At 35.6% G+C, this 11,887-nt stretch carries 12 protein-coding genes; all 12 read left to right on the forward strand.

The features are described from left to right. Positions 1–22 precede the first annotated feature (22 nt). The 12 genes from ACESR5_RS02580 to metK all read left to right on the forward strand — a co-directional run bounded on the left by ACESR5_RS02580 (position 23) and on the right by metK (position 11,877). The gene (locus tag ACESR5_RS02580; protein ID WP_373154092.1) at positions 23–832 is read left to right on the forward strand and encodes a class I SAM-dependent methyltransferase; all 810 of its coding nucleotides are present in this window, start codon (positions 23–25) and stop codon (positions 830–832) included. A 7-nt stretch (positions 833–839) separates the two neighbouring features. Beyond that, positions 840–1,325, forward strand: coding sequence for a hypothetical protein (locus ACESR5_RS02585; RefSeq protein ID WP_373154093.1), 486 nt, complete (start codon positions 840–842; stop codon positions 1,323–1,325). A gap of 87 nt (positions 1,326–1,412) precedes the next feature. Beyond that, complete coding sequence (locus ACESR5_RS02590; RefSeq protein WP_022789868.1) at positions 1,413–2,117, forward strand: L-2-amino-thiazoline-4-carboxylic acid hydrolase; 705 nt, start codon at positions 1,413–1,415, stop codon at positions 2,115–2,117. Next, a complete protein-coding gene (locus ACESR5_RS02595; RefSeq protein WP_087936353.1) occupies positions 2,105–2,977 on the forward strand; it encodes an acyl-CoA thioester hydrolase/BAAT C-terminal domain-containing protein in 873 nt (290 codons plus the stop codon). Before ACESR5_RS02590 ends, ACESR5_RS02595 begins: the two co-directional genes overlap by 13 nt. A 125-nt stretch (positions 2,978–3,102) precedes the next feature. After that, positions 3,103–3,465: a hypothetical protein gene (locus ACESR5_RS02600; RefSeq protein WP_202879148.1), complete on the forward strand. Its 363-nt coding sequence runs from the start codon at positions 3,103–3,105 to the stop codon at positions 3,463–3,465. A gap of 460 nt (positions 3,466–3,925) precedes the next feature. Beyond that, positions 3,926–5,671 (forward strand): M3 family oligoendopeptidase, encoded by a 1,746-nt coding sequence (locus ACESR5_RS02605; protein WP_373154094.1) that lies wholly within the window; start codon positions 3,926–3,928, stop codon positions 5,669–5,671. 93 nt (positions 5,672–5,764) lie between these two features. Further along, a complete protein-coding gene (locus ACESR5_RS02610; protein ID WP_087244473.1) occupies positions 5,765–6,214 on the forward strand; it encodes a MarR family winged helix-turn-helix transcriptional regulator in 450 nt (149 codons plus the stop codon). Continuing rightward, positions 6,211–7,590 carry an MATE family efflux transporter gene (locus tag ACESR5_RS02615; protein ID WP_087936357.1) on the forward strand — a complete coding sequence of 460 codons (1,380 nt, stop codon included), beginning with the start codon at positions 6,211–6,213 and terminating at the stop codon, positions 7,588–7,590. The genes ACESR5_RS02610 and ACESR5_RS02615 overlap by 4 nt, the downstream gene beginning before the upstream one ends. 14 nt (positions 7,591–7,604) lie before the next feature. Next, a complete protein-coding gene (locus ACESR5_RS02620) occupies positions 7,605–8,267 on the forward strand; it encodes a GTP pyrophosphokinase family protein (RefSeq protein ID WP_087298100.1) in 663 nt (220 codons plus the stop codon). A gap of 123 nt (positions 8,268–8,390) precedes the next feature. Then, a complete protein-coding gene (locus tag ACESR5_RS02625) occupies positions 8,391–10,082 on the forward strand; it encodes an aldo/keto reductase (RefSeq protein WP_373154095.1) in 1,692 nt (563 codons plus the stop codon). An 11-nt stretch (positions 10,083–10,093) separates the two neighbouring features. Further along, positions 10,094–10,570 carry a flavodoxin gene (locus tag ACESR5_RS02630; RefSeq protein ID WP_373154096.1) on the forward strand — a complete coding sequence of 159 codons (477 nt, stop codon included), beginning with the start codon at positions 10,094–10,096 and terminating at the stop codon, positions 10,568–10,570. Between the two features lie 158 nt (positions 10,571–10,728). Then, a complete protein-coding gene (gene metK / locus ACESR5_RS02635; protein WP_373154098.1) occupies positions 10,729–11,877 on the forward strand; it encodes a methionine adenosyltransferase in 1,149 nt (382 codons plus the stop codon). The last annotated feature ends 10 nt before the right edge of the window (positions 11,878–11,887 follow it).

Here is an 11,887-nt window from a genome sequence, read left to right on the forward strand (position 1 = left end):
GCATATAGGAGGGTAGATAGCCATGTCCGAATTTGGTATAGTAGAAGATACAATGTTTATTCCTATGGTGGGAAGAATTTACGCCAGCGAAAAGTTTCCGGGTATTTTATATGATAAAAAAGCACTTTCATTAAAAGAAAAGTTGCCATCCGCACTGTTGGAAACAGGAAATCAAAGTCAATACACGCTTCTGGCTTCTGCATCCCGTTCCGCTAATATGGATCGGCATATCCAGAACTTCCTGAAACGTAAACCGGATGGTGTTGTTATACAGTTGGGCTGCGGACTGGAGACAACGTATGATCGCAATGAAAATGGACAAACCCAATGGTATGCTGTAGACCTTCCGAATATAATCGAATACCGGCGCAGTTTGCTCCCGGAACCTGAGAAGGAAACTTATCTTTCAGGGGATGCTTTTTCAGACGGATGGCTCAGGCAGATCCGCAGGAACATGCCTGATACGCCTCTTCTGGTTACTGCAGGAGGTCTGTTCCATTACTTTCAAGAGGAAAAAGTTCTTGGCCTTTTGCAGATGCTGAAAGGTTTCGGGAATATAGAGCTTGTGTTTGATACGGTAAATAAAAGCGGCATGAAAATGTTGCAGAAGAAATATATGAAGCAGATGGGGCATGAAAATGCCCGAATGTTTTTTTATGTGAATTCGGCTGAAGATCTGGTTACCACCTTGGGTGGCGGTGTCAAAGTACTGGCGGATGAACCGTATTACAAGTTTATCAAACGAGATGGATTAAAAATCATTACAAAAATCAGTATGGATGTCTCAGATCGATTTGGAATGCTCAAAATGCTCCACCTGGAGTGGAGGTGAAGTGAATATGACGGTCATGATAGAAAGTTTAATCGGAATCCTGTTATTCACAATCCTGATTGTTCCGCTGACACTGAAGAATCCCTTTGCCTCGGTAGGAGATTATCCTCCGGCCATAAGGGAGAAATGTATGGAATTAGGGTTGAGCGAAAAAAGAGAACAACGCTTCACCAGGGCGGATATCATTCGGAAAGGGATCGCCCTGCTTGCTTTTGTGTTCATCTTTGCTGTTGTCCTGAAACAGTTTAATGGAGCGGATACATTCTGGAAAGGGGTTCGGAATTCCTACATGATCTGGCTGATCATTGATTGGTATGACGCTCTGGTGCTTGACTGCATCTGGTTTTGCCATTCGAAAAAAGTCAGGATACCAGGCACAGAGGATATGGAAGAATATAAGGATTACTGTTTTCATATTAAGCAGTCCTGTATTGGTATGCTTCTTGGCTTGCCCGCCTGTCTTGCAGTGGGAGTGATTACAGCAATCCTCTGATCAGCCATCAAATGATATAAAACAGAATATGATTCGCATTCAGTAGGAAATCTCTCGTTTATGAGTACGTTTGAGGAGGAATAGAATATGAAAAACACCATCTGTGAAAAACTGATGTGGTCAGCGATGACACCTGCTATTTTCAAATATATCGCAGCCAATTGCAAAAATACGGATACATTCAGGGTGAAGAAGAAATCGCGTAAAAACTTTAAAGATATGTTGGCGAGGACACCCGACATAGGCGGTTTTACGAAAAATCCTCTGCGAATCTGTCTTTCCGGCGGAATTGTCTGGATGGCAGTTTATAAGGCAATGGATGGGGCGATGAGCCATGAGCAGTTCGGGGAAATGGTGACAGCCACGATGCAGGCGTCGCTCATTAAAAAAGCTTTCGGGAGTAAAAATCCATTTGATATGGAATATCAAAAAAAGAAAGTCAAGAAGGACAGAATTGCAAATGCCATATCCGACAGCGAATTCAACTGGATGACGGAGACGATTCCCGGAAGGGATGCAGACGAATACACCATCAACTATCACAGGTGCGGCCTGTGTGCGCTTGGAAAACAGGAGCATTTGGAAGAACTGATACCTTATATGTGTGCCATGGATTTTATTTCTGCTGATCTCATGGGCGGCGTGTTATACAGGACAGGTACACTTGCAGAGGGCGCAGAAAAGTGTGATTTCTATGTTTGCAAAAAGGACTCTAAATGGGATAAAGAAAGAAAATACGGACAGCAATCCAAGCTGCAAAAACAGGGAGAGTTGGGAAAGTGGAATATGTGACGGTTGCACAGGAGGGCTTCTATGGACTTTATCATGTCCCTGTTAAGGATCATGATCCCAAAAAGGTCGTCATCGTAGTAGGCGGCAGCGAAGGGAATGAAAATATCCCGATGAATGTGGGCGCTATGTTTGCCAGGTGCGGCATCGCCGCGTTAGGCATTTGTTACTGGAACGTAGACGGGCTGCCGAAAGAATTGGTTCGGGTGCCTGTCGATCCGTTTGAAAAAGCAATCCTGTGGCTGAAAAACAAGGGACATGAGAAGATTATCATGTACGGCATTTCAAAAGGCGCTGAACTGGCGCTGCTTTGCGCTTCCCTTATGCCGGATATCTGCGGCGTTGTCGCACTCTCCCCGATCCACTGTATATGGGGAGGCATGTACGGGAATAAAAGCATGGCATCGAAAACTTTTTCATCTGCCTCCGAATTCACATACAGGGGAAAAGATTTTCCGTGTATGACAGCGCATCTGAAATATGGGCCGGCAATCCGGAACCTCATCCTCCATCAGCAGTTCGAGTTATCCTACATCTACGAAGAACCACTGAAACATTTTGATGAGGATACAGCCATTCATGTGGAGAACATTCAGGGAAACATTTTATTTATTTACGCAAAGGAAGATCTCATGTGGCCCAGCAAAGAGGCAGTGGCATATATGGTAAACCGCCTGGAAAAACACCGGTTTGCTTTCCGGGTGGATGTCTTGGAATATGAAAAAGCAAGCCACATTCTTGTTCCATTAAATCCATCTAAGCTGAAAATGTTTAAAATTGAGAGACAATATCCGGAAGATTGCAGGCGCAGCCGTGAAGACGCTTTCCATAAAACGATAAAATGGATATCGGAGGTAAAGTGAATATGGCGGTCATGATAGAAAGTCTGATTGGTATCTTATTATTCACAGTTCTGATTGTGTCACTGACGCTGAAAAATCCCCTTACCTCAGTGGGAGATTATCCCCCGGCCATACGGGAGAAATGTATGGAATTAGGATTGATCGAAAAAAGAGAACAACGCTTTACCAGGGCAGATATCCTCCGAAAGGGGATCGCCCTGCTTGCTTTTGTGTTCATCTTCGCTGTTGTCCTGAAACAGTTTAATGGAGCGGATACATTCTGGAAAGGGTTTCGGGATTCCTACCTGATCTGGCTGATCATTGATTGGTATGACGCTCTGATACTTGATTGCATCTGGTTTTGCCATTCGAAAAAAGTCAGGATACCAGGCACAGAGGATATGGAAGAATATAAGGACTATCGTTTTCATATCAGGCAGTCCTGTATTGGTATGCTTCTTGGCCTGCCCGCCTGTCTTGCAGTGGGAGCGATTACAGCAATCCTCTGATCAGCCATCAAATGATATAAAACAGAATATGTAAACATTGTCATCATACACATGCATTTTTACTATCTGTCATTATTCCTTATAGTCAAATTCTATTTCATGACACTCTATCCATTATTCGCTCAAATTCTATGCAGGATTTGAATCAGCTTATGATTGAAAATCCAAATATAGATGAATCTAATATTTCCTACATAAAGAAACAGTATTCGATGCATTGGAAACAAAGACTGCTATCTGAAAATATTCAATTAGATAGTTCTCTGGTTTTTCAGTGCTTTTTTCATTTCAAAAGACAGTTTATGCAGAGTATCTTCCCAAAGGAAAATGCCGATAAAGCCCTAAAATACAGGCTATACCGACATTTACCAGCTTATGAAAAGATAATCAGAAATTTAGTAAGTTTTTAATATAAAAAATATGAAAAAAGTATATAATGAATATAAATAAGGAGGTTATTATGGAGAAACGTTGGAATTTAGATCAATTATATTTATCTTTTCAAGATCAATCATTTTTAAATGATATTGAAACATTAAAACAAATGTTAGAAGATATGCAGGAATATTCTCAAAAGGAAAAAACAGAAGACAATTTAAAGTCATATTTAGAACAATCCAATCAATTTTCGGATCTGGTAGAAAAAATATATGCTTTTATATCATTAACAATGAGTAGTGATACAACGAATCAGGACGCTTTGAAATATTCATCTGTTATTGAAAATCTTTTAGCAGGTTTTGCAGATGCACAGGCGAAAATTGATCGTTGGATTGGTCAGTTTGATTTGGATCATATTCAAGATTCTTATATTCAAGAACATCTTTTTGTTTTAAAAGAAACACAAGAACATAATCGTTATTTATTAAGTGATGAGGGAGAAAAGATTCTAGCTCAAATGAAAACAACTGGCTCAAGTGCCTGGTTGAAATATAAAGATCAGTTAATTGCTTCTATGAAAGTATCTATGGATGGTAAGGAGTATCCTTTGACAGAAGTTTTAAATATGGCTTATTCAAAGGATAAAGAGGTGAGAAAGAAAGCATATGAAGCTGAGATAGCATCTTATTTACAAGTAGAACAAGGTGTTGCGAGTGCTTTGAATGCAATTAAAGGTGAAGCCATAACAAGTGCCAATCTTCGAGGTTATGATTCTGTTTTACAGCGTACTTTGATAGATTCCAGAATGTCACAAAAGACATTGGATGTTTTGATTTCTACGATGAAAAAAGCTTTACCTATGTTTGAAAGATATTTTCAATTAAAGGCTCAAGCGTTAGGTTATACGGATGGATTGCCTTGGTATGAATTATATGCCCCAATTGTAGAAAGTGATATGTCTTATCCTTTTGAAAAAGGTAGTCAATTTGTTGTAGAACAGTTTTATACTTTTTCAAAGCATTTAGGAGATTATGCCAAGAAGGCTATTGAAAATCAATGGATTGATGTTTATCCAAGAACGGGAAAAGTTGGAGGGGCTTTCTGTCATAATTTACATTGTATTCAGGAAAGTCGTTTCTTATTAAATTATGGAAATGAATTTGGTGATACTATTACTTTAGGTCATGAACTTGGACATGGATTTCATGGTGAATGTTTAAATACACAAACAGCTTTAAATGCTGACTATCCAATGCCTATTGCTGAAACAGCTTCAACATTTTGCGAAACAATTATCAAAAAGGCAGCGCTCAAATCTGCTGATGCAAAAGACAAATTGTTTATTTTAGAAAATGAACTCTGTGATTGTGCACAGGTGATTGTGGATATTTATTCACGTTACTTGTTTGAAAGTCGATTGATTGAAAAGCGTCAAGAAGGACCATTAAGTGTTGAAGAAATCAAAGCGTTAATGTTAGAAGCTCAAAAAGAAGCCTATGGTCATGGTTTGGATCATCGTTACCTACATCCTTATATGTGGACATGGAAACCACATTATTATGAAGCTGATTATGCGTTTTATAATTTTCCTTATGCATTTGGTTTATTACTTGCAAAAGGATTATATGGTTTATATCAAAAACAAGGTGCTACATTTGCTGATACGTATGAACATTTCTTATCATTAACAGGAAAAATGAGTTTAGAAGATGTGGGTAAGAGTGTTGATATTGATTTACAGGATTCAGCATTCTGGCAAAATTCTATTGATATGATAAAAGATGATATTGATTTATTTGAACAGTTATTAAAGCAATTGGTGTAACGAAATGTTACACCTTTTTTGTTGCAATTTTCATAAAATAAGAGTATATTGTTTAGTTGTAAACAATATACAAGTAAACTAATGAGGTGAGATATGAAAACGAACATTGAAACATTATTAGATTATTCAATACAGATTAGAAAGTATTATGCACGTGTTTTAAATGAGAGATTAAAAGATTTGAAATTATCGCCTAATGAAATGAATATCTTAATTTTATTATCAAATAATCCAAGTATTACAACAAGTACACAGTTAAATGTCTTTTTAGGAGTTTCTAAGGGACTCATTAGTCGTAGTGTAGAAAGCTTGGTGAAAAAAGAGCTGATTCGTATAGAAAGTGATGTCACTGATCGACGTATTCAACATATTTATTTAACAGCCGATGCAATTGAGGAGATAAAGATTTTAAAAAAAGAAATTCGAAAAATTAATGAAGATATTTTATCAGAAATTCCAAAAGAAGATATTCAAAAAATGGAAGAAACGTTAATAAAAATAAGAGATCATTTTAAAGAAAAAAATGAGGAGGTATGTTTATGAAATTAAAAATGTCACAAGAAGTGGACTTAGGAAAAGAACCCGTAGGACATTTATTGTTTATTTTGGCTGTACCAGCTATTACATCACAGGTTGTCAATGCTTTATATAACATGGTCGATCGTATGTATATAGGACATATTCCAGAAGTTGGTTCTGCAGCTTTAACAGGGGTAGGAGTCTGTTTTCCTATTATCATGATTATTTCTGCTTTTGCATACTTATTTGGTATGGGAGGAGCACCACGAGCTAGTATCTTCATGGGGAAAAAAGACAATGATACGGCTGAAAAAATTTTAGGTAACTGTACAACATCACTCATGATTATTGCCGTTTTATTGACAGTTTTGGTTTTGATTTTTCAAGAACCATTATTATATCTTTTTGGAGCGAGTGAAAATACAATTGGTTATGCCATGGATTATATGACTATTTATGCGATTGGAACAATCTTTGTACAGTTGACATTAGGATTAAATGCTTTTATTTCAGCACAAGGATTTTCAAAAATTAGTATGTTAACTGTTGTTATTGGAGCTGTCACAAATATTGTTTTAGACCCTATTTTCATTTTTGGATTGAATATGGGGGTACAAGGTGCAGCAGTTGCGACAGTCATGTCACAGGCTTTAAGTGCCATTTGGGCATTCTGGTTCTTATCAGGAAAAAATACGATTTTAAAATTAAAAAGAGAAAATTTAAAAATCAATTTTCATATTTTATTACCATGTATTGCTTTAGGTGTTGCTCCTTTTGCAATGCAGGCTACAGAAAGTGTTTTGGTATTGTGCTTTAACTCATCATTATTAAAATATGGTGGGGATTTAGCTGTTGGAGCAATGACAATCTTATCAAGTGTTATGCAATTTGCCATGTTACCATTACAAGGTTTAACACAAGGGGGACAACCTATTATCAGTTATAACTATGGTGCTAAACAAGGTGATCGTGTTCAAAAAGCATTTAAACTTCAAACCATTTCATGTTTTTCATATTCATCTATACTATGGTTATTGATTATGATTTTCCCAAGTTTATTTGTTGCGATTTTTACAAGTGATCCACAATTAACAGAAATCACAATTTGGGCATTAAGAATTTATATGGCTGGAGTCTTATTAATGGGTATCCAAATTTCATGTCAACAGACATTTATCGCCTTTGGAAATTCAAAAAAGAGTGCATTTTTGGCAGTCTTTAGAAAAATCTTGGTTTTAATTCCTTTGATTTATATTTTACCTATGTTTATATCAGATCAGGTTTTTGCAGTCTTTTTAGCAGAACCTATTGCTGATACAATTGCTGTTTTAACAACCTCAACAATGTTCTATTTTGAAATGAAAAATAAGATGAAAGAAATGCAAACAAAACAATCATAAGAAAGGAAAGTTACATGGTTATTGAACAGTTTAAAGATGCATTTATTGATGAAGTGATGAGCGATGAGTGGCAGGAAGAAATTCTGCCACTTAAACAAATGATGGCTTATTATCGTTGTGCCATCATGGAAGTAGAAACAAAATTTAGAGTTTTAAATGAAGAACTTTCTCTTTGTTATGACCGTAATCCTATTGAATCTATTCACTCTCGCTTAAAATCTAATGCAAGTATTACAAAGAAGCTGAAGTTAAAAGGTTATCCGATTAATGTTGAAACAATGGAAAAATATCTTTATGATATTGCGGGATTACGTGTTGTCTGTTCATTTAAACAGGATATCTATCATTTGGCTCAATGTTTATTACAACAAGATGATATTCGTTTAGTCAAGAAAAAAGACTATATTCAAAATCCTAAAGCGAATGGTTATCGCAGTTTACATTTGATTATTGAAGTTCCGATTTTTTTAGAGAATGAGAAAAAATGGGTGAAAGTCGAAGTTCAGTTCCGTACTTTAGCGATGGATTTTTGGGCCAGTCTAGAACATAAATTGAGATATAAAAAAGTCATTGATGACGATAAAGAAAGTTACATAGCTTATCAGTTATTGGAATGTGCACAGATGTGTAATGATTTAGATGATAAAATGAGTTCAATTAAAGAATATTTAGAATAAGAATCGCTTTTATAAGTGGCTCTTTTATTATTATGCTTTATAAGCATGGTTGAATATGAAATATAAGTATTTGAAGAGAAGAAAGGGTTGATATAAAATAAAGATGAAAGTTGTGGTGGCATTATGCAAATAGAAAGATTTCAATGGAAAGAGACATCAAGAATCGTAGAAATGATCTGTCAGGTCTGGAAATTAGATCGCATGTTTAAAAGTTTAAAAAATGGCATGATTTTCTCACAAGAATATTTTTATGATGTTTTATTGCATTCCACAGATTTATTTATAGCAACCAAACAACAGCGTATTGTTGGTTTTTTAGCATTATCTTTATCTAAAAAAGAGAAAATTCTGATTCCAAAAGAATATCAAAATCTTCTCTATCATCAACATGATGATTTCCATTTGATTTCTTCCTATCGTCAAATGATGCAAAACTATCATCAAAACTGTGAACAGTTATTACAAAAGATGCATCAAAACTATGATGGAGAGATTGTTTTATTTATGGTTGATGAGACATATCAGCATCAGGGATTAGGAACGAAGCTTTATGAGTATGCAGAATGTTTATTCCAAAAAGAAAACTGTTCCCATTATATTTTGTATACCGATACAAGCTGTTCTTATGAATTTTATGATCATCATCAAATGAAACGATTAGATCAATATCGAAGAGATGATAATTTTACAATTTATTTATATGCAAAGGAGTTGAAATCCATGGAATATAGACAATTACCACATGGACATGAAAAAATTAGTGTGATTGGTTTAGGAACCAGTTCACTTGGAGAATCAAGTGATGAAGAAATCATTGCGACGATTCAAGAAGCTATTGATCAAGGTGTGAATTATCTAGATTTAGCAAGTGGACATGCTAAAACATTTCAGGCAATTGGTCAGGCTATCAAAGGACAAAGAGAAAAAGTTTATTTACAGATTCATTTTGGAGCTAATTATGAAACAGGTGAATATGGATGGACAACAAATTTAGATAAGATCAAACAATCTATTCAATGGCAGTTAGAAATGTTGCAGACAGATTATATTGATTTTGGTTTTATTCATTGTATTGATGAAGAAGCAGATTTAAAAGCGATTGAAAAAGCGGGTGTTATTGATTATATTCAAGAATTAAAAAAACAGGGGATTGTCAAGCATATTGGACTATCATCACATACTCCTGAAATTGTGCATAAAGTCTTAGATATGCATATATTAGATATGGTAATGTTTAGTATTAATCCCGCCTATGATTATAAACATGGTGAATATGCCATTGGTCAGACTGATGAGAGAATGGCTTTATATCAGCGCTGTGAAAAAGAAGGTGTCGCTATTTCAGTTATGAAAGCCTTTAGTGCAGGACAGCTCTTGGATGCAAACAAATCACCTTTCCCGCAGGCTTTAACACGTATTCAATGTCTTCAATATGCATTAGATAAGCCAGGTGTTGTGACTGTCTTACCTGGTGTTAGAAATCGTGATGATTTAAAAGAAATTTTAAAATATACACAGGCCAGTGATGGAGATAAGGATTATACTGTTATTTCAACATTTGATGCTGTAGAACATCAAGGAAAATGTGTTTATTGTAAACATTGTCATCCTTGCCCTATGGGCTTAGATATTGCTTTGATTAATAAATATTATGATCTATCTTTATTAGGTGATGATTTAGCTAAAGATCACTATCACCATTTAGAAAAGAAAGCAAGTGCCTGTGTGCAATGTGGGCATTGCAATCATCGTTGTCCTTTCCATGTTGATCAAATGCAAAGAATGGAAGAAATTGCCTTATATTTTGGAGAATAGGAGTGGTGGAAATGAAAAAAATTTTAGTGTCTTATTTTTCAGCAAGTGGAGTCACTGCAAAAGTGGCTCAAAAACTATCTCAAGCTATTGATGGGGATTTACATGAGATCATACCAGCTCAACCATATAGTCAAGCAGATTTGGATTGGACCAATCCACAAAGTCGCAGCAGTCAAGAAATGAAAAATAAAGCATATCGTCCAGCTATTCAAAATGAAGTTAAAAATATGGATGATTATGATGTGATTTTTATTGGTTTTCCAATCTGGTGGTATGTGGCACCAACGATTATCAATACATTTTTAGAACAATATGACTTATCAGGTAAAACAATTATTCCTTTTGCAACATCAGGAGGCAGTGGTATAGGAAATACCGCTCAGGAATTAAAAGTTTCTTGTGGCAATGCCAAATTATGTCAAGGACGTCGCTTTGATAGTCAGGTTGATGCTCATACATTAAAAACATGGGCTGAATCATTTTTATAAGAGATATGAACTGAGCTAATTTGATTAAAAATTTGTAAGAGATTCGTATCTCTTTTTTTGTTTGGAATTGTATACATAACTCATTTTTTGTCTATTACATTTTAAAAATGACTTTTTTATAATGAAAATTGTAGAAAGAATAAATGAGGTGATAGTTCATGAAAGATTATATTTTTACATCTGAAAGTGTGACATTAGGACACCCAGATAAAATTTGTGATTTTATTGCAGATAGTATTTTAGATGAAGCCTTAAAACAGGATAAATATTCTAAAATGGCTGTTGAAGTGACAATTAAAAATGAAATTGTTTTTATTTATGGTGAAGCATCAACACGAGCTCAAATTGACTATGAACACATAGCAAGACAATGCTTGAGAAAAATTGGTTATAAAGAAGATTATCATATTATTTTAAAAATATCAGAACAATCACGAGAAATTCATGAGGCAGTATCAAAAGATCATGAAGTCTGTGCTGGAGATCAGGGAATCATGTTTGGATATGCCTGCAATGAAACAGAAGCCTATATGCCAGCGCCAATCTATTATGCCCATCGATTAGCTTTTGCATTAAGTCAGGCCCAAAAGAAACATGCTTTTTTAGGACCGGATGGAAAGACACAGGTTTCTGTTGAATATAAAGATGGAAAGGTTGCACGTATTGATGCGATTGTCGTATCAACACAACATAAAGCATCCGCATCACAGGATCAAATCAGAGAAGTTGTGATGCAGGAAGTCATTCATCCTACAATACCTGATGACTTGCTGGATCAAGAAACAAAATATTATATCAATCCAAGTGGTAGCTTTGTGGTAGGTGGAAGTTTTGGTGATTCTGGCACAACAGGTCGAAAGATCATCTGTGATACTTATGGAGGTATGGGAAGAGTTGGAGGCGGATGCTTATCTTCTAAAGATCCAAGTAAAGTTGATAGAACTGGTGCTTATTATGCCAGATATGTTGCGAAAAATATTGTCGCTAATGGATTAGCTGATCGTTGCGAAATCCAGATCTCTTATGCGATTGGACAAGCTCAACCTATTTCCTTAATGGTAGATACTTTTGGAACGGGTCATGTTTCAGATCAGCAAATTAAGGAAATAGTGGAAACAAATTTTGATTTTCGTGTACAAAATATGATAGATGAACTGGATTTATATCAGCCTATATATCATTTGACAAGTTGTTATGGTCATTTTGGCAAAGATATGCTGACTTGGGAAAGAGTGAAAAAATTAAAAATTCAAAATGATTTTCAGCCACATCAATATCAAGATACACAATATGGACATGCTCATTAAAGAAAGAAGG

This window comes from Clostridium sp. AUH-JLR23 (assembly GCF_964238065.1).
Taxonomy (GTDB): domain Bacteria; phylum Bacillota_I; class Bacilli_A; order Erysipelotrichales; family Coprobacillaceae; genus Allocoprobacillus; species Allocoprobacillus merdigallinarum.

What these genes read in the sequence shown, in the direction of transcription:
- ACESR5_RS02580 (WP_373154092.1), top strand. Translation starts at nt 23, where the DNA reads ATGTCCGAATTTGGTATAGTAGAAGATACAATGTTTATTCCTATGGTG.
- ACESR5_RS02585 (WP_373154093.1), top strand. Translation starts at nt 840, where the DNA reads ATGACGGTCATGATAGAAAGTTTAATCGGAATCCTGTTATTCACAATC.
- ACESR5_RS02590 (WP_022789868.1), top strand. Translation starts at nt 1,413, where the DNA reads ATGAAAAACACCATCTGTGAAAAACTGATGTGGTCAGCGATGACACCT.
- ACESR5_RS02600 (WP_202879148.1), top strand. Translation starts at nt 3,103, where the DNA reads ATGGAATTAGGATTGATCGAAAAAAGAGAACAACGCTTTACCAGGGCA.
- ACESR5_RS02605 (WP_373154094.1), top strand. Translation starts at nt 3,926, where the DNA reads ATGGAGAAACGTTGGAATTTAGATCAATTATATTTATCTTTTCAAGAT.
- ACESR5_RS02610 (WP_087244473.1), top strand. Translation starts at nt 5,765, where the DNA reads ATGAAAACGAACATTGAAACATTATTAGATTATTCAATACAGATTAGA.
- ACESR5_RS02615 (WP_087936357.1), top strand. Translation starts at nt 6,211, where the DNA reads ATGAAATTAAAAATGTCACAAGAAGTGGACTTAGGAAAAGAACCCGTA.
- ACESR5_RS02620 (WP_087298100.1), top strand. Translation starts at nt 7,605, where the DNA reads ATGGTTATTGAACAGTTTAAAGATGCATTTATTGATGAAGTGATGAGC.
- ACESR5_RS02625 (WP_373154095.1), top strand. Translation starts at nt 8,391, where the DNA reads ATGCAAATAGAAAGATTTCAATGGAAAGAGACATCAAGAATCGTAGAA.
- ACESR5_RS02630 (WP_373154096.1), top strand. Translation starts at nt 10,094, where the DNA reads ATGAAAAAAATTTTAGTGTCTTATTTTTCAGCAAGTGGAGTCACTGCA.
- metK (WP_373154098.1), top strand. Translation starts at nt 10,729, where the DNA reads ATGAAAGATTATATTTTTACATCTGAAAGTGTGACATTAGGACACCCA.